The sequence below is a fragment of the Allocoleopsis franciscana PCC 7113 genome, from assembly GCF_000317515.1.
Classification (GTDB): Bacteria; Cyanobacteriota; Cyanobacteriia; order Cyanobacteriales; family Coleofasciculaceae; genus Allocoleopsis; species Allocoleopsis franciscana.
The window spans coordinates 5,365,413-5,384,219 of record NC_019738.1 but is presented as its reverse complement, the minus strand read 5'-3'; the positions used below and the strand labels follow the sequence as shown (position 1 = coordinate 5,384,219).

At 46.9% G+C, this 18,807-nt stretch carries 13 protein-coding genes; 7 read left to right on the top strand and 6 right to left on the bottom strand.

Features of this window, described 5'->3' with window-relative positions:
* Positions 1-198: 198 nt before the first annotated feature.
* Positions 199-837 carry a peroxiredoxin gene (locus tag MIC7113_RS22090; RefSeq protein WP_015184408.1) on the bottom strand — a complete coding sequence of 213 codons (639 nt, stop codon included), beginning with the start codon at positions 835-837 and terminating at the stop codon, positions 199-201.
* 294 nt (positions 838-1,131) lie between these two features.
* Between MIC7113_RS22090 and psbU the strand changes: the two genes are divergently transcribed.
* The 5 genes from psbU (at position 1,132) to MIC7113_RS22065 (ending at position 9,089) form a co-directional block, all read left to right on the top strand.
* A complete protein-coding gene (gene psbU / locus MIC7113_RS22085) occupies positions 1,132-1,584 on the top strand; it encodes a photosystem II complex extrinsic protein PsbU (protein WP_015184407.1) in 453 nt (150 codons plus the stop codon).
* Between the two features lie 98 nt (positions 1,585-1,682).
* Complete coding sequence (gene nadB / locus MIC7113_RS22080) at positions 1,683-3,419, top strand: L-aspartate oxidase (protein WP_015184406.1); 1,737 nt, start codon at positions 1,683-1,685, stop codon at positions 3,417-3,419.
* Between the two features lie 1,460 nt (positions 3,420-4,879).
* Positions 4,880-6,475, top strand: coding sequence for a PAS domain S-box protein (locus MIC7113_RS22075; RefSeq protein ID WP_015184405.1), 1,596 nt, complete (start codon positions 4,880-4,882; stop codon positions 6,473-6,475).
* A gap of 151 nt (positions 6,476-6,626) precedes the next feature.
* Positions 6,627-8,390, top strand: a complete 1,764-nt coding sequence (gene ggt / locus MIC7113_RS22070; RefSeq protein WP_015184404.1) for a gamma-glutamyltransferase — start codon at positions 6,627-6,629, stop codon at positions 8,388-8,390.
* An 84-nt stretch (positions 8,391-8,474) separates the two neighbouring features.
* On the top strand, positions 8,475-9,089 hold the full coding sequence (locus MIC7113_RS22065; RefSeq protein ID WP_015184403.1) for a Uma2 family endonuclease: 615 nt from the start codon (positions 8,475-8,477) through the stop codon (positions 9,087-9,089).
* 9 nt (positions 9,090-9,098) lie between these two features.
* Here MIC7113_RS22065 and MIC7113_RS34960 read toward each other — a convergent pair whose 3' ends face one another.
* The 5 genes from MIC7113_RS34960 to btpA all read right to left on the bottom strand — a co-directional run bounded on the left by MIC7113_RS34960 (position 9,099) and on the right by btpA (position 15,282).
* Positions 9,099-9,953 (bottom strand): TauD/TfdA dioxygenase family protein, encoded by an 855-nt coding sequence (locus MIC7113_RS34960; RefSeq protein ID WP_015184402.1) that lies wholly within the window; start codon positions 9,951-9,953, stop codon positions 9,099-9,101.
* 123 nt (positions 9,954-10,076) lie between these two features.
* The gene (locus MIC7113_RS22055; RefSeq protein ID WP_155898074.1) at positions 10,077-10,277 is read right to left on the bottom strand and encodes a hypothetical protein; all 201 of its coding nucleotides are present in this window, start codon (positions 10,275-10,277) and stop codon (positions 10,077-10,079) included.
* A gap of 171 nt (positions 10,278-10,448) precedes the next feature.
* Positions 10,449-12,677, bottom strand: a complete 2,229-nt coding sequence (locus MIC7113_RS22050) for a CHASE2 domain-containing protein (protein WP_015184400.1) — start codon at positions 12,675-12,677, stop codon at positions 10,449-10,451.
* Positions 12,678-13,373: 696 nt separating this feature from the next.
* Entirely contained in the window at positions 13,374-14,363 is a 990-nt protein-coding gene (locus tag MIC7113_RS22045; protein ID WP_041781143.1) for a vitamin K epoxide reductase family protein, read from the bottom strand.
* A gap of 70 nt (positions 14,364-14,433) precedes the next feature.
* Positions 14,434-15,282 carry a photosystem I biogenesis protein BtpA gene (gene btpA / locus MIC7113_RS22040; protein ID WP_041780169.1) on the bottom strand — a complete coding sequence of 283 codons (849 nt, stop codon included), beginning with the start codon at positions 15,280-15,282 and terminating at the stop codon, positions 14,434-14,436.
* A 468-nt stretch (positions 15,283-15,750) separates the two neighbouring features.
* On the opposite strand from btpA, the gene rimO reads away from it, so the two are divergent.
* Together rimO and MIC7113_RS22030 are read left to right on the top strand one after the other, a co-directional pair.
* Entirely contained in the window at positions 15,751-17,106 is a 1,356-nt protein-coding gene (gene rimO / locus MIC7113_RS22035) for a 30S ribosomal protein S12 methylthiotransferase RimO (protein WP_015184397.1), read from the top strand.
* 175 nt (positions 17,107-17,281) lie between these two features.
* A complete protein-coding gene (locus MIC7113_RS22030; RefSeq protein ID WP_015184396.1) occupies positions 17,282-18,682 on the top strand; it encodes a DEAD/DEAH box helicase in 1,401 nt (466 codons plus the stop codon).
* Positions 18,683-18,807 lie beyond the last annotated feature (125 nt).

Genomic DNA, 18,807 nt, shown 5'->3' with positions numbered 1-18,807 from the left:
ACACCAGTCTCAAGCAAGCCTTTCAATGGGTAAGTACTTCTGTCTATCCCGCCGAACACTAGTTGTGGGATGGGCATCTTGCCAGTCCGAGTCTAGGAGACAAGAGGTAGGGGCAATCTCCCTGTGGTTGCCCGAAATTCTACGAAAAAAAGAGGGGTGGGCAATGCCCACCCTTCCACACGACAATCCCCAAACGGTTTACTTGTTGGGTTGGGGGGTCATCCGCAGGTAAGGCTTAACCACCTCATACCCTTTGGGGAATTTCTCCTTAAGTACTTCTGGGTCTTTGAGGGTCGGGACAATCACACAGTCGCCGCCATCTGTCCAGTTAGCTGGAGTCGCCACACTGTAATTATCTGTTAGCTGTAAAGAGTCAATCACTCGTAGGATTTCGTCAAAGTTACGACCTGTGCTCGCGGGGTAGGTGAATGTCAGCCGCAGTTTCTTCTGATCGTCAATGATGAAAACAGAACGGACTGTTAAATTATTCAAGGAGTTGGGATGGATCATGTCGTAGAGGTCAGAGACCTTTTTATCCGGGTCTGCCAAGATCGGATAATTGACTGTGGTATTCTGAGTCTCGTTGATGTCTCCAATCCAGCCTTTGTGGGACTCAACATCGTCAACACTTAAAGCGATTACCTTAACATTGCGCTTATCAAATTCCGGCTTGAGCTTGGCAACAGCACCTAATTCAGTGGTGCAAACAGGAGTAAAATCGGCGGGATGGGAAAACAGTACGACCCAACTGTCGCCTGCCCAATCGTAAAAGTTAATCTCGCCTTCACTAGAAGCTTGAGTAAAGTTGGGTACTGTATCACCGAGTCGCAGAGCCATAGCAGAGTTTCCTTATCCTTGTGGCTTAAGATGAACAATCTTAGATCTTGCCACAAAAGACCTATTTTCCGGTCGGGCTTTAGATCTATTTAGGATTTGGGCAAGGTGATGACTCCATGTGTCGCGCCCAAATCGCAATTGCCCAGGCAGGGATGAGGAATTGGCTTCGGGAAAGCAACTGAGAGACACGCTTTACTGATATAAAATGAGATGATAGAAAACAAAAATTAAACTAATTGAGGAAAGGCGTTAATCTTTTCTCATTCTGTGTTGTGTAAGGAAGGAGTTAAGTGGATGAAGAAATTAGTTCGCATCGTAGCACTCATGAGCTTGCTAGTAGCCTGCTTAGGGTGTTTCGGGCTACCTCAAAAGGTCGTGGCTGCGCCACTGTCTTCAGGTTATGAGGCTGTGTTAAGTAATTTTAACGGGCAAACACCTGTATTGCTCGCTGAAGGTTCACTGCGAAATTTGGCTGATGACAAGCTTTCCACTGAGTTTGGCAAAAAAATTGATTTGAACAATACTCATGTGCGAGCTTTTCGGAAGTATCCAGGGATGTACCCCACTCTGGCTGGCAAAATCATTCAGAATGCTCCCTATGAAAAGATAGAGGATGTTTTGGATATTCCAGGGCTGACTGATACCCAAAAAGAGCTACTGCAAGCTTATTTTGACGAGTTTACAGTCACTGATCCGTCAGATGTCTTCGTAGAGGGTGGAGACCGCTACAATCCTGGCGTTTACTAAACACAGCACAAATCATTATCATTTTGTGTTCAACCCACTCCATTCAGGGGTGGGTAATTTATTAAAATTTATTAAATTTCTTCAGGAACTGACCGAACTTGAATTCGCTTTCCTCCAATTCTGATCTTGAGCCGAACATTCCTGCTCACTTTGATGTTCTAGTTGTTGGTGCTGGTGCGGCTGGACTGTATGCCGCGCTTTGCCTGCCAGCTACCATGAATGTTGGCTTAATTACAAAAGACACTTTATCGACAGGTGCTAGTGACTGGGCACAAGGGGGTATTGCTGCCGCCATTGACCCAACCGACTCGTCAGTACTCCATATAGAGGATACGATGCGGGCTGGTGCGGGTCTTTGTGACCTGGATGCCGTGGAATTTTTGGTAGAGCAGGCACCAGAGTGCATTCAGTCGTTGGTCGATTTGGGCGTTGCCTTCGATCGCAAGGAGAATCACTTAGCTTTAACCTTGGAAGCGGCTCATTCCCGTCCCCGCGTACTTCATGCCGCTGACACCACAGGTCGAGCCGTAGTTAGTACGCTCACCGCTCAAGTGCTAACTCGAAGCAATATTACCGTTTTACAACAAGCGTTCGCTTTGTCCTTATGGCTGAATCCCCAATCCGGGCATTGTCAGGGAATTAGTCTGATTTACAACGGTCAGCTCAATTGGGTCAGGGCGGGGGCGGTGGTGCTGGCAACTGGCGGTGGCGGTCAGGTTTTTGCTCAGACGACCAATCCAGCCGTGAGTACAGGGGATGGGGTGGCGATCGCTTGGCGTGCTGGAGCCATCTTGCGAGACTTAGAATTTGTACAATTTCACCCGACTGCCCTCACCAAAGCCGGTGCTCCCCACTTTCTAATCAGTGAAGCCGTCCGAGGAGAAGGTGCTCACCTCGTAGATATCCAAGGGCGGCGATTTACCTTTGATTACCACCCTGATGGAGAACTTGCGCCCAGAGATGTTGTCAGTCGCGCCATTTTTAGTCACTTAAAGCAATTTCCAAATCAAGGGGAAGAAGAGGGGAACAAAGGGGGAGTGGGTCATGTCTATTTAGACTTACGACCGATTCCCACGGAGCAAATTCGCTACCGATTTCCTAACATTATCCAGGTCTGTCAACATTGGGGAATTGATGTGTTTCATGAACCCATTCCTGTGGCACCGGCTGCTCATTACTGGATGGGTGGAATCGCGACGGATTTGAGCAACCGTACTTCAATTCCCGGTTTATATGCCATTGGAGAAACCGCCAGTACGGGTGTCCACGGGGCAAATCGTCTTGCTAGCAATTCACTGTTGGAATGTATCGTTTTTGGTGCCCAATTGCGGCGAATCACGCCTAATGAATTACAACTGACAATAGATGAACTTGCCGTATCTCAACCCCCATCCCCCATCCTCCCTTTAGCTGTGACAGACTGGGAAACTCAAAAAGACAAGATAGCCGAAATCCGCCTCAATCTACAACTTTTAGTGTGGCAAAGTGCGGGAATTTGCCGCCAACAGGACGTTTTGGAGAATGCGATCGCAACCTTAGATCGTTGGCGTTCCGAATTTGCAGCGCTTCCGTTGAGCCAACAGTTGTTGAATTTACCTCCCCTTCAGGCTGTCAGGTTAGATTTACCGGATGCGGATCGACAGTTACGGGATTGGGGAGAAACTTACAATCTACTCGATGTGGCTTATTTAATTCTTAAAAGCGCTATCTTTCGCACAGAAAGCCGGGGTGGACATTACCGACTCGACTACTCAACCGCTAATCCTGACTGGCAAGTTCATACCTTAGTGCAAAATAATCGATGGTGGAAATCCCCACCGATTGGGGACAGATAAGGGTGAATTGGTAATAGGTTCGGTAAAAGGCAAAGGGCAAAAATCACTACTGAGGAATTTTCTATTCACTCATAGCCCATTCTTAACGAGTTCCGGAGCCTCGTGTACTATCGGGTCCTTGATGATCGGGTGGGTTGAAAGAATCCTGTGACGGCTTCGTGTGAGCAAGTGTTGAATGAATTTTGCTAGAAGAAGCAATCCATGCTGAATTTGAGGCGGCTTTATTAGATAGACTGAAGTCCCAATTTACACCGATGAGCATAGGATTGAATAGCTGCAAACCGATTATCAAAGTTGCAATGCTAGTGAATCGGTGACAAAGGCACATGGCTATAAATCAGCGGTTTTAAGAGTTCATACGTTCAGTATATTCAGGGAAATTAACCGTATAAGACTATTCATCAAAGCTTTACAGCCTTTTTACCTAATGTTTATCCCCATCCGATTAAAAATGATTTTCATCAATATTTTAATAATTTTATTGTTGGGAAAATAACCGTAATTTTACTCAGTTTTTTCAGGCTCTTTACCTAAGCTCCTCTCAATTGTCCGTGAATTTACGGCAAGATTTTCCGAAAGCGTGAGCGTCCTCAGGGATAGATTCTTACAGGATAAAATAAACTTCGCAATGTAATACTTTCTTTGTCAAGTTTCCCTAGCTTTGTAATACAAAAGTGCGATTTTTTGACTGCCGTAATACAAGGTTGGACAGATTCCTCAGAGCAGCTGCGATCGCATCTAATCGCCATGGCTGAATCAGTTATCCGGATTGAGCCTTTCCACTTCAGAAATCAAAGATAGCGAATCGTTTTAGGCCATGAATTAGTGCATGGAACGCACTCTCGTGACTCGGATTCAGCGAGATGCCAATCTATGTGATAGGTTAAAACAAGAGATGGAATTGCGGTAAAAACTCTTTCATCAAGAATCAATGACAAAGATTCTAAAAGGCCAAATTTTGGTGTGATATATTTGAAGAAGCTAACAACAAAACTTCGATGGCTTGACCCTTCCCTAATTGACTTGAAACAGCCATAAAAATAATCTAGTTTCCAGGGAAATCACAGACGCAAACCAAACAATTCTTCTTTTCTTCGCTGACTCATGCATTATTAATGCTTGGTTAACGTCCTATTGCTCTGCACTGGACTCACCTCAAGTCTCACTTGTACATTGACCCGCTCAATGGATTAGTGATATTTCTTACGTCAGAACGCTGTACAAAAACTCATGAGAAGCCGCTTTTTTAGGGGATCACTGAGTTAAAGGTGCAAGTTAGCTGGAGTTAACCCGGAAAAAGGATGATGTAATTTCATAGCTCAATCAATATACTGAAAAACAATGACATTCAATTTACAAAATCTTTATATAAAGATAAGTGTTAATAGTATTATTTTTAATACAACTAATTTAAAATTTTGATAACTTGTTCTAATGGACTTGATTGAAAGGGAAAAAAAATGGCTACTAAGGTAGTGACCTTCAGGTTACCAGACGACCTAATGGAGGCGATTACCTCTCAAGCTCAGGCAACTGGCAGACCCAGAACAGCCGTAGTTGTTGATGCACTTAAACAAGTGTTTGACGTGCCCTCTCCCAAAACTGTGCCAACTTCAAATGCAAGACTTCACCAACAACAAGGGGTAATCGGTCAAGAAGTTGCCAGCTTGAAGCAGCAGCCAGTTGAGCTAAGACGAGGCACGACACTATACAGTAACTCAGGTCGCCAGAAGGAGTTTGAGTCGTCTTTATCGTCTAGTCAAACATTATTGGATGAAGTCTCTTCAGGTCAACCGCATACTCCGCACTCTCAGGAGCGTGGTATGGGAGTCGATGTGACACAGACTCGTGAGGGAGTTAGCCCCGATTTAGAATCTCCGGGCAGTATTCCAAAGGAATATGAAGAGACTCTGGAGCAATTGTCAGCGAAGGTTGAGCAGAGAGCGAGGATGCTAGAGCAGGTTCTCTCAGCTTCTGTCGATCATATCTGCATGTATGACCGATTGGGACGATATACTTACGCCAACCGCGCCTTTTTGCAATCCTTCCAACTGGAGCGGACAGAGCTTTATGGTCAAACTTGGCAACAGGTTGGTTTACCCGCCGAAGCGATGAAGGGTTTTGACCCCAAATTGCAAATTACCTTGGCTACGGGACAATCTATTGCTGAGGAAATTAGCCTGCCCACGGTTAATGGAGTTAGAGACTACGAGTACATTCTTAGCCCGATCCATAGCACGGACGGCAGCATTGAGGCCGTCGTGTATACCGCTAGAGATATTACAGAGCGCAAGCAGGCAGAAGAATTACTGCGAGAATCGGAAAAAAATTACCGCAACCTATTTGAGTGGGCGCATGATTCCATCTTCATCACCGACTCTTCTACCAATATCCTCTGGGATGTCAATGAACATGCCGCCCGTCGGTTAGGCTATACCCGCAAACAGATTCTGGCTTTACCACCGGAAAAATACAGTCCACCCATGGAACCGAAGCATCGGGAAGCTGTTTTGCGGCAGTTGTGGCAAACGGGTCATGTCGTGTTCGAGCATGTGCATAACTGCAAGAATGGCAGACAGATGCCCATTGAAGTCAGTAGTCGAGTGATTGAATATGGGGGTCAACTCGCGATTCAAAGCTTTGTCCGTGATATTACAGTACGCAAGCAAGCTGAGGAAAGGCTGAGTCTATATCGAGAGATTGTGGCTCAATCGAAGGAAGCGATCGCCATTCTCGATTTACAGGGTCGTTATGTTGAACAGAATCCAGCACATCGCTCACTTTTGGGATACTCGGATGAGGAACTTCGGGGTCGAATCGCTAACTTCCACCTAGAGGAAGATGGATACACTCGCCTGATTCAGGAACTCATCAAGAAAGGTAGCTATCGTGGCGAAGTGACTAGTCATACCAATAAGGGAGAGTTACTGACATTAGAACTCAATGCGGTGGTTCTGCGAAACGAGGCGGGTAAACCTGTTTGGTATTTGATACTTCCCCGCGTTAAGCAAGCCTCGAAGTCCGTGGACTCAGCTCCCGTGGCTCCAAATACCTAATCTCAACCGTGTGAGGGATGAAGTATAAAGTATGAAAATGGAAGGGAGAGAGAACTTAACTTTAACCTTCAAACTTTATCCTTCATCCTTTATGTCCCTCGCCTCTCCAAAAAATAGATAATATGGGCAATGTTAGATCGGGAGACAGGCGTTGACTATTGCATCTAAACTTGCCTTACGTTCTGGCCTGCTAGCCCTCAGCCTCGGTGCTGTCGTCCTGGTAACAAGGGTGGGACTGACCCAAAATAGTCCTCAACCAGAGCCTGGGAGCGATCGCATCGAGCGCGAAGCCGTCCGTACACAGACGTATATGGCGGTGTCAGCTAACCCGATAGCCTCAGCCGTGGGTCGTGACATACTCCGTCGTGGGGGTAATGCCATTGATGCCGCGATCGCAGTCAAATTAGTACTGGGATTAGTGGAGCCACAGTCCTCCGGACTGGGGGGCGGTGCGTTCCTCGTTTACTACGACCGTCAAACAAAACAAGTTCATACCTATGATGGTCGAGAAACAGCTCCTGCGGCGGCTAAACCTGATCGCTTTTTAGGGTCGGACGGCAAACCGCTACAATTCTACGAGGCCGTCGTTGGGGGTAAATCAGTAGGGGTGCCAGGGACCGTTAGGATGCTAGAACTGGCACACCAGAAACATGGCAAGTTACCCTGGGCGCAACTGTTTAAACCCGCTATCCGACTCGCGGAACAAGGCTTTCCCCTCTCGCCACGCTTGCACACTCTGCTGAGCAAAGAACCGTTTCTACCCCGCTTCGAGCCAGCGAGAAGTTACTTCTACCAACCTGATGGTCAACCCAAGCCCGTCGGCACCCAACTGATCAATCAGCCCTATGCCGAAGTATTGGGTCAGATTGCCAAACGGGGTGCGGACGCCTTTTACAAGGGCGAGATTGCTGATGATATTGTGGCTAGGGTGAGAAATGCAACTGTACCGGGAGACTTAACAACCGCTGAACTGGCAGGATATCAGGCAAAAGAACGGAAGCCGGTCTGTGGAGTTTACCGAGTTTATCAGATTTGCAGCATGGGTTCTCCGAGTTCAGGGGGTCTAACGGTGCTGCAAATTCTGGGAATACTCGAACGGTTTAATCTGGCTAGGGTGAAGCCGAACTCTGTTGAAGCCATCCACCTCTTCTCAGAAGCTGGACGACTGGCTTATGCGGATCGGGGACTTTATATGGCTGATGCGGATTTCGTGCCAGTACCAACAGAAGAATTAATCGATCCAGAATACCTTCAGCGTCGCGCCCAACTGATTAATCCCAAGCGGGCGATGAGTGAAGCCAAACCCGGTCAGTTATCGTCACAGAAGGTGCACAATTGGGGGCAAGATGATTCGAGAGAGTATCCTTCCACCAGCCACCTCAGCATTGTCGATCGCTTCGGTAATGCGGTAGCCATGACAAGCAGCATTGAAGATGCCTTTGGTTCGAGGTTGATGGTGCGAGGCTTCTTACTCAACAACGAACTCACCGATTTTGCATTTTCCCCCACAGTAGACGGCAAGCCCGTGGCGAATCGTGTAGAACCGGGGAAGCGCCCTAGAAGTTCCATGGCTCCTACGATGGTATTGGACCGTAATGGCAAGCTAGTGATGGTGGTTGGTTCTGCTGGCGGCAGTCGCATTATCAACTATGTTGCCAAGGCACTGGTTGGGGTGCTGGACTGGAAACTCAATAGTCAGCAAGCCATATCACTCGCTAATTTTGGTAACCGGAATGGGCCAACGGAACTGGAAAAGGGTACGCCGATTGAGCAACTCCAGCCTGCGTTAGAAGCAATGGGGCATACGGTGCAAATTGTAGAACAAACCAGTGGTTCCCATGCGATCGTATTGACCAATCAAGGACTGATTGGTGGTGCCGATCCTCGTCGGGAGGGAGTCGCTTTAGGGGATTAAGAGCATTGCGCTGGTAGTAACCGCTTTAGCGGTTATATAAAGAAACTCTATGTATGAACATCGTCGCCTAAGTGCAAAACTTTCATGTCTACTTTAAGCTCACCCTCAACCGCCAACCCAACAGAAACCCTGTCTGAACAATCTCCTGAGAAAAAAACCTGGACAGATGCCGAATTCATGGCGCTGCCAAAAGATGGGCATCGATACGAACTGGTTAATGGAGAACTGATCGATATGGGAAATTCGGGTGCAAAGCATGGCTATGTTGCAGTGATCTTGAGTGCGGCTTTGTTTAATCACGTCTTTTCCAGAAAACTTGGGGCTGTTATGGATTCCAGCACCGCCTTCAAAATGAAATCCGGTAATAAACGCTCTCCCGATATTTCCTTTATTGATAAACAGCGACTACAAGGAATGGAAGAACTGCCTGATAGTTTTTTAGAAGGTGCCCCCGATTTAGCCGTAGAAATCCTTTCTCCCGGCAATACTGTTGAAGAAATGCACAACAAAATTGTGGAATATTTTGAGAACGCTGCCCGTCTGGTGTGGGTGATTCACCCTAATGAATATTACGTTCTAGTCTATTGTTCGCCTCAACCCGATCGCCTGCTCAAATCCACTGACTTGCTTGATGGAGAAGAAGTTATTCCTGGTTTTACCTTTGCTGTATCAGAGTTATTCCAAAAACTTTCCTTTTAATCTAATGAACTAGGTGTTATGGACAACACCAACACGCAGGGCAATCCGCTGATATTTCTCGGCATCGTAAGGCATACCTGTGTGCATGACTTGAGAGTTATCCCAAAACACAATATCTCCAGGTTGCCAAACATGGGCGTAAACTGGCGTACAGTCCAAAATTGCCCCAAACAAATTCTGCCAATACTGTTTAGCTTCTTCAAGTTTTTCTTCTAGCCCCAAAAGAATCGAAGTATCGGAACCCAAATATAACCCTTTGCGCCCAGTGACTTTGTGAGTGGAGACAATGGGATGTAATTTTCGGGGAATCTCTTCTCCTGGCTGTGGAGAGATAGGAGACAGATGATACATCGAAAGTTGCTCTAATTGCTGCTTTAGCTGACTATCGAGATTGTGGTAAGCTTCCACCAAGTCAAGAAAGTTAGTGGTGTGAGGCTGTCCATCCGTTCCTTCCAGAGGGATTTCCACACCATAAAGCATCACGACATAAAGGCTATTCATATCCAGTCCCTCTGTTTTGGGGAGATGGTCTTTGTCGTGATGCCACACCCAAGTAAACTTACCCACGACCTCCTGAGAAATCCCTTTGGGATTCCCTAAAATAGAGACTCCAGGACTTTGTAAGTCTGGATCAATTTCAGGGTCTAGGGGCTTGGGACGACGACCGAGGGTTGAGTCACCGAATGTCTGTATGGCAAAATCCTTCAACTGGGTTGCTGTCAGTTTTTGCTTTCTGACAACAATCACCCCATGTTCCCAAAGAGATTGCTTCAAATGCTGGCCTTGTTGGGTTGTCAACTGTGCAAGATTACAATCTTGTAGGATTTCTTTGCCCAGTCTTGAATGCTGCTGTACCGTCAACAATTTATTTACCCTAGAAAGATTTTTACTCGATATTAGATATAGTCGAGTCTGTTAAATCAATTGTTTAAAAGTTTTTTTACTATTTTTCATCTATACAGATGAGTCAAGATTTGTCAATCATGATTAGAAGAGGTTTTGTCGATCTACCGTGGGGTCAGGTGCATTACCGAATGGCAGGAAGCGGTCCTGTGCTGGTGCTAATATGACAACATCCTTTTTATTCCAATTGTTGTTTTGAATCACAAAGAAAAATTTTTCTCGCCGTTCTTCCCTTGAATAATTTTTAAAAAACTGTCTTGTTTTTTTACCTTTGATAAACTCCATTAGTCGTTTCTGCTCAGAGGCATATCTCATAATACTAATGGCTCTATGAGTCTCTAACAAAAAATGCTTTGCTCTTACCAAATATCTGGATTAGATATAAAAAAACGCAACAGGAAACCGCTGAAGCGGTTACTACCAGCAATCCCTACGTGACAAAATAAACCGTATATCCTATAAAGAATCAGCAAATTGATATTGATTCCGACCGAGTTGTTTAGACCGATACATCGCAGTGTCAGCATTCTTAATTAAACTTTCCTCCTCTTCCCCATCATGAGGATAAATACTAATTCCAATACTGCCCGTTACAAAAATATTATGCCCATCTAATACAAAAACCTGAGACAAATTTTCTAAAATCTTTCCGGCAATTTGGGCGGCATACTCCACTTTTGCAATATTGCAGAGAATCACAGTAAACTCATCACCCCCCAAACGCGAGACAATATCACTACTGCGTACAGTATGTGTGAGTCGTTGAGCCACAATTTTCAACAGTTGGTCACCGATATCATGCCCCAAAGTATCATTGACCTGTTTAAAACCATCTAAATCAATAAACATGAGTGCGACCAACTGATTATTGCTTTGCGCCCAAGTTAAAGAATGACTCAGGCGTTCGTGGAACTGTTTGCGATTGGCAAGACCAGTGAGGGGGTCATGATAAGCCAGATAACGCAATCGGTCTTCTGAAAGTTTGAGTTCCTGGTTAGAACGAGTCAATTCTTCAGCCGTTTGTCTGAGGGCTTCTTCCGCTCGTTTCCGCTCTGTGATGTCTCGAATAATACCAACCAAGAAAAGATTGCCTGCTGCATCTTTGTGGAGAGATTTTTTGGTAGAAATTAGATGAGTTGTGCCAAAAGCATCCGTAAATTTTTCTTCAGATTCCTGGGGTTGACTGGTTTGAAAGACAAGTTCATCTTGAGTCCAAAAACTTTCGGCTTCATGCTGGGGAAAAATATCATAATCTGACTTTTCCATTAAAGTTTCTAAAGGATAGCCGATGAACTTACAATATGCCTGATTTAAAATAATCCAACGATGGTCTTTATCTTTAACAAAAACTGGATCAGGAATAGTATTAATAACGGTCTGCAAAAATTCTTTGGAGCGCTTTAATTCTTCCTGAATGTGAGCCAGATGGTTAGTAATAAACACCGCCGAACCGATGAGTCCAAGCAGAGCAGGGACGAATGGCAACCACCAACCCACCCAAAAAGCTAGGTAACAGATGCCACCCAGTACCATACTGGCTAACAGGAGACGCACAGAGGCACGTCGAGGTAATGTTCTTTGGCTTCGTCGGAACTGATGTCCTTGAGCGAAACGACTTCGCCAGCGCATGTGCCAAATCAGTTCAGCACCCAAAAACGTCCAACTAAAAATCCATAACATCTCCACCGGATTCGACCAAACCTTGATTAAGGGTCGTTTTTCAAGAACACTACTCAGGATTTGACTGATAAAATTAGCATTGATTTCAACCCCAGACATCGGTTGTGCTGAACCGATCAAACTATTGCTATAGGGGACGTAAAAGAAATCTTGTAAACTCGGTGCGGTTGAACCAATCAAAACAATGCGATCGCGCATCCAACTCGGATCAACTCGATTTTCCAGCACATCTGCCATGGAAAGGATGCGAAAGCTACCGGGGTGTCGAAAGTTAACTAACACTTGATACCCTTTACTATCCGTTCGTGCATAACCCCCATCATTGGCTTGGAAGGCAGGAAAAACACTCTCACCCAGTTGCAAATAGTTAGGATTGCTCTTAGCCGCTTTGGGAGTAATGCCTTCTGCCTCTAAATAGATTAAAGCCAACTTGAGCGCGAAACTTTGGCGGGGTTTGCCAGCCACATGCCAATAGAGTAAACTCCGACGCACTTTACCATCGTTGTCTACTACAACATTATTGAACCCAATTTGTTGGCGTTGATGTAATACCTTTGGGGGGGCAACGCCCAAACTCGCGCCAAAGCTTGTTTGATCTGCAAGTTTCTCAATCCCAATCAAATTGGGAATAGTATTAGAAGCTTTAATAAATTCTTCATGCCCCGGTGGAACGGGTAAATCTCGGTAAATATCCAGACCAATTGTGCGGGGTTGATAGCTGTTTAACTTCATCAGCAGCTCAGCCATTAAGCGGTCAGAAATCGGCCATTGCCCTGCCTGCTTTAGGTCTTGTTCCCTAATTTCAACAATAACAATCCGAGGATCAATGGGTTCTTTTGGACGCAGGGAGAACAGTTGGTCGAAAGCGGCAAGCTCCGATGACTGTAGTAACCCCATGAGACGGAGAAGAATAATAGCGGCTGTAACGCCAGCAGCAGCTTTTAAAACTGGACGTTCGCCGTCAAACCACTGCTTTAGTCTGCAACCTAGACTTGCTTTTAACATCTACCTGACTGCATGATTGTTGCAAAATGCAGCTATACACAGCATATCGATACAATTTGTTATCAATTAACTGGTTGTATAGTTGTTTTTTATAGCATTAGAAATTGTGGCGTGTTTGCGTTCCCTGAGTAATCAGAAGATCGGTTTGATAGCAGGACTGACAGCCTACTTGAAGAAGTGCTGTGTACCTGAAAAAAAGTTCAGCCTAGATTTCCCTGACGCATCTGCAAGGTTGAGAGATCCTGTTGCAGAAGTTATACTTTTTCCCTGCGACTTGCTACATTTTAAGATCCACCCCAACCTCCTCATCCTCATCCTTACCTTCGGTTCCGAACACACCACTTGCCCAGGCGTAAAAAGAGGGGAGTAAAATGAGAGCTGTTGCCAATAATCAGAGAAATGGTATTATTCGCCAATTATACTCAAGCCAAATTAGTCTTACAAAAATTTGATAAGAAAGCTTACCGTTATACTTTCACGTTCAGGTAGAAGGGAAATTTCCCAAAAGTTGGGGCAGCAAGAATAAAAATCCCAACCTTTGAAAGGAAAGGTGGGGATTCTCAACGGAAGAACTTCCAAAAATCGGTATAACTAGTCGTTGCTCCGACATGCTCCTAGGGAGGATAAAGCTTTGTGAAATCAATCTCCTCTCGAATTCTTCACCTCCCTAGAGCTTGGCCTTGAGATGGGGGAATGTCATTGGGCTGACTGTCCTGGCAACGTGTATTTGAAGTTTCGTGGACCTTGATAGTTGGTCAAATCAGCAAGTTCATCGAGAGTTTTCACGCCAGAGGTCAATTCACCGTTAATTTGCCAGCTAGGGAAATATTTAACGCCAGCTTCTTTACAGACTTCTGGCTTGGCGTTTTTGCCATCAGCGGAACATTCAACATAGTTGAGTTCCTTGTAGGCTGGTTTTCCAAAAAGTTGCTTTTGTTCATAGCAGTGAGGACACCAGTAGGCACCGTATTCCTTGGCTCCTACTTTTGCCAAATGACGCGCTAGAGCGATTTCAGCTTCACCAGAGGTTGTGGTTACTTCCCAACCAATGACGGGTTGTGGCTGGGTAGTGGCAACGGGAATTGGAGTGCGAGAACCGATGGTCTTGGCTGGCGCACCACCTCCTTGGGCGTAAGCTCCCAAAGTACCAATAATGGCTACCATGCCAACTAAAATACCCGTGAAAAAGAGTTGCCCAATATCCTCCCACACACGACCTAGGATTGCCAGCACAAATAGGGTGATGGAGAACAGAGCCGAGGCTAAGCAGTAAATACAAAATGCCTTGATTTTAAAGGACATCAGGTATACCAAGTAGCCGCTGAAAATCACCATAGCGATGCTGCCGGCAAAGATCAGCAGCCAAGTCCAGTTCTCCACATCAGCGCGGAGGTCTTTTCGTTCGGAGGATTTCAGCAGTAGAGGCGCGAAAGCAAACAGGGCAATGCCTGCATAGGCCACAAGACCAAACAAGCTCAAAGGCACACCGAACACCTTGGCATAGGTGCTATCCAGAACAGCTTGGCAGTTGATCGGGCCAGTAGTCGGGCACCCCGCTACTTCTTGGAAAACCCCAAACTCGATTAGCGTGAGATAGGCAGTGTCTAGAACACCGAGAAGTGCGATCGCGCCGATTAGCTGACGAGACCAGCGGTGAATCCAGGGAGCAGAACGTCGGCGACTCATGATTAGTTGTGGGTTGTTCTTTGTGAGTGGGTAGACAGGCAGCACGCCTGTCATGAGTTGCTTAATCTATTTACGAATGTAGCTTGACGGAAGCCAGGGGTTGTGGTTCAACTTTAGCCGCAACGCTGCGCCGCGCCGCTTCCACAAATTGACTGACGCGAATCGGGTCAATAGCTTGCTCAATTTTCCCCCGCCGCTTCAGGGAACTGGAAACAATCACGCCGTTAGCCGCTTGCATCAGGGTGGAGATGTTTTCCCAGTTGGCTCCACTGCCAATAAAAACGGGAGTACCGTTAGCGGCAGCAGAGGCCAATTCCAAGTCCTCTAAAGAGGGAGGGCTACCCGTCGCCCAACCTGAAAGAATCACGCCATCGGCTAAGCCCCGTTCAATCGTCTCCTGCACCGCTGTCGTGAGATTGGGAGAACCCAAGGGTCGTGCATGTTTGACCAAAACATCTGCCAAAATTTTGACATCACTGCCCAGTTCTCGGCGGTAGCGAAGCAATTGATGCGCCTGTCCTTCAATGAATCCTTGGTCTGTTGCCATGACTCCCGTGAGGACGTTAACCCGAATAAATTGGCAAGGGACGCAAGTGGCGATCGCTAAAGCACTGTGGGCATCGTTCCGTAATACATTGATCCCCACTGGCAGCGTGACCAGATTCATCAGTTGCTGCACAATCAGTGTCATAGCACTAACCACAGCGGGATCAACCTGGTTTTTCGTAAATGGGGCGTCAAAAAAGTTCTCGACGATTACACCATCGACTCCCCCAGAAGCCAGTGCTGTCACCTCCTGCTCTGCGCGATCAATGACCGCTTTCAAGCTCCCTCCCCAGCGGGGCGATGTGGGGAGCGGCAGTAGATGAACCACGCCAATAATTGGATTCGGTGTCTTGAAAATTTGAAGTAAGTCCACGTATCTACCTAAAAACACCGGCTACTTTCTGCCCTACCTGTCAATGCTCTCCGATTGGGAGCCAACAAGGGTAACTAAGTCCTGGGTTGAGGGTTGAAGGTTAAGGGTTGAAGGTTAAAGGTTACAGGTTAGCATGTGCCAACCGACAATCCTCGCCTACCGACCCACTTGCCCTATTGCTCACGCCGCGTTAGCCGTAGCGATCGCCAGAGCGTCACTTTCAACTGTTTTTCCCAAGCTCCAATCACCTCGGTCAGGGGATGTTGGCATAAATAGCTCTTTTTTTACTATTCGTTTGGATATCTCAATAAAATTTTATCTACAATAAGTAACGGGGGTTAAGAAAGAATAAGGAACATCCGGACTAGTGGAGTGTGGGTGGGCCGAACGCTTAATGATGTAAAATGCACCTCTACAAGGTCGCGACCCCACTCACTCAAGCCGTAGTAAACACAACCGCATGACCGCATGGGTAACAAGCCAACCATCGCAATTTCTCATTTGGGCTGCGAAAAAAATCGCATCGACTCAGAACACATGCTGGGTCTATTGGTCCAAGCCGGTTACCCGGTCGATTCTAATGAAGAATTAGCGGATTATGTTATTGTAAACACCTGTAGTTTTATTGGAGCAGCTCGTGAAGAGTCTGTCCGCACCCTGGTCGAATTAGCAGAAGCTGATAAAAAAATTGTCGTTACTGGCTGTATGGCGCAACACTTCCAGGCCGAACTCTTGGATGAGTTGCCTGAAGCTGTGGCAGTAGTTGGGACAGGCGATTATAACAAAATCGTAGATGTGATTCAACGAGTAGAAGCGGGCGAACGCGTTAAGCAAGTTTCGGCACAACCGACTTATATTGCTGACGAGACAACTCCGCGCTACCGAACGACCTCTGAGGGTGTTGCTTACCTACGGGTAGCCGAAGGGTGTGACTACCGATGCGCGTTTTGTATCATTCCCCATCTTCGGGGAAAACAGCGATCGCGCACGATTGAATCCATCGTCGCAGAAGCCAAACAACTGGCTTTTGAAGGCGTACAGGAAATCATTCTGATTTCTCAAATTACGACCAACTACGGTTTAGACCTTTATGGCGAACCGAAGTTAGCAGAACTCTTACGGGCGTTAGGTCAAGTGAACATCCCCTGGATTCGGATGCACTACGCCTATCCAACGGGTTTGACCCCAGCCGTAATTCAGGCCATTCAGGAAACTCCGAATGTCCTTCCTTACCTGGATTTACCCCTACAACACTCCCATCCAGAAATCCTGCGCGCCATGAACCGCCCTTGGCAGGGACAGGTGAATGACAGGATTATTGAGCGCCTCAAAACAGCACTGCCCGATGCAGTGCTGCGGACAACCTTTATCGTCGGGTTTCCTGGTGAAACAGACGAACACTTCGAGCACTTACTCCAGTTTGTCCAGCGCCATGAGTTTGACCATGTAGGTGTCTTTACCTTTTCTCCGGAAGAGGGTACCACGGCCTACAACTTGCCAAACCAACTACCCCAAGACGTAATGGATGCCCGTCGGGATGCCCTGATGGCAGCTCAGCAGCCCATCTCCTGGAAAAGGAATCAAGCGTGTGTCGGTAAGGTGGTTGATGTCTTGATTGAGCAAGAACACCCTGAAACAGGTGAATTAATTGGTCGCTCTACTCGATTTGCCCCTGAGGTAGATGGATTGGTTTACGTCCAAGGAAATGCTCCCTTGGGCACAATCGTGGGAGTGGAAATTACTGATGCGGATGCCTACGACCTGTATGGTTCTGTAGTTCCTCATTTTTCGTCAGTTGTTAAAGGGTTACAGGTGGCTCTTTAGAGGTTTGCAGGGCGAGCAAGTGTTCAGGATAAGTCGGTTAGAAGACCAGTTTCAACTTCCAACCTTCCCACCTGAAACGTGCCCCCCTTAAACTTTTCAACCTTGCCCCCCTTAACGCTTTGGCAACAGACTCTCGATCTCTAAAAACTAAAAACCTAACAGCAAACACTAACCTATGACCCTTTCCTTTAAAAGCCTGGGCCTGTCTGAAGCTCGTGTCAATCAACTGGAAAAATTGGGCTTTACAGCACCAACCACCATTCAAACCCAAGCGATTCCTGAAATCCTAGCGGGGCGTGATGTCGTCGGTCAATCCCAAACGGGTACTGGCAAAACAGCGGCATTTTCGCTGCCCATCCTCGAGCAGATTGACCTAGACAACCGAGTCGTACAAGGCTTAATTCTGACGCCAACACGAGAGTTGGCCTCTCAAGTCGCTGATGCGATTCGTGACTTCTCTGGCAACCGCCGATTGTCAGTCCTGACCGTTTGTGGCGGTCAATCCATTGAACGGCAAATCAAAAGCCTGCAACGTGGCGCTCAACTCGTCGTGGGCACACCCGGACGGGTGATCGATTTACTCGACCGGGGTGACTTGAGATTGGATCAAGTGCGTTGGGTCGTGCTAGATGAAGCCGATGAAATGTTGAGCATGGGCTTTATCGATGATGTCAAGAAAATCCTCCAACAATCACCGAAAGAGCGTCAGACGGCTTGTTTCTCAGCCACCATGCCTCGTCCCATCCGGGATTTAATCAACAACTTCCTGAAATCACCCATTACCGTAACCGTTGAGCAGCCCAAAGCAACGCCGTCACGGATTGAACAACGTGTCTACATGGTGCCCCGTGGTTGGACGAAGGCCAAAGCACTCCAGCCGATTATGGAACTGGAAGACCCGGAAGCCGCATTAATTTTTGTGCGGACACGCAAAGCAGCAGCCGAGCTAACCAGCCAATTGCAAGCCGCCGGCCACAGTGTCGATGAGTATCACGGCGACCTGAGTCAGTCCCAACGGGAGCGCTTGTTGTACCGCTTTAAAGGCGGTCAGGTGCGCTGGGTTGTGGCAACCGATATTGCCGCACGGGGCTTAGATGTGGATCATCTCACCCATGTGATTAATTACGACCTGCCTGATCAGGTGGAAAGTTATATTCACCGCATTGGTCGTACCGGTCGTGCAGGCAAGACAGGAACAGCCATTACCCTGATTCAGCCGTTTGACCGCCGCAAGCTGAACCTGATTGAGCGAAAAGTGCGGCAAGCCTTGGTCGTTTCTCGCATTCCGACCCGCTCCCAAATTGAAGCGCAGCGTTTGGAAAAACTGCAAAATCAGTTGCGTGAAGCCCTTTCGGGAGAACGGATGGCCTCCTTCCTGCCCGTGGTGCGCGATTTAAGTGAGGAGTACGATCCCCATGCGATCGCCGCTGCCGCCTTGCAAATGGTTTATGACCAAACACAACCCGCTTGGATGGCAGGTGATTATGATGATGGAGCGATTGTAGAACGGCCAAAAATCATTAAGCGTCAGAGCGACAAGCCCCAACCCTCTGTGACACCGAACCGTTCACGATAAACTGAAAAAAAGGAGGAAGTAGGAAAAAAAGAGGAAGTAGGAAGGATGAAGGCTAAAAAAAGTTAGATGACTCGGCAATCACCCAAGTAATTTGACTTTGACACTTCATACTTCATACCTCTTCA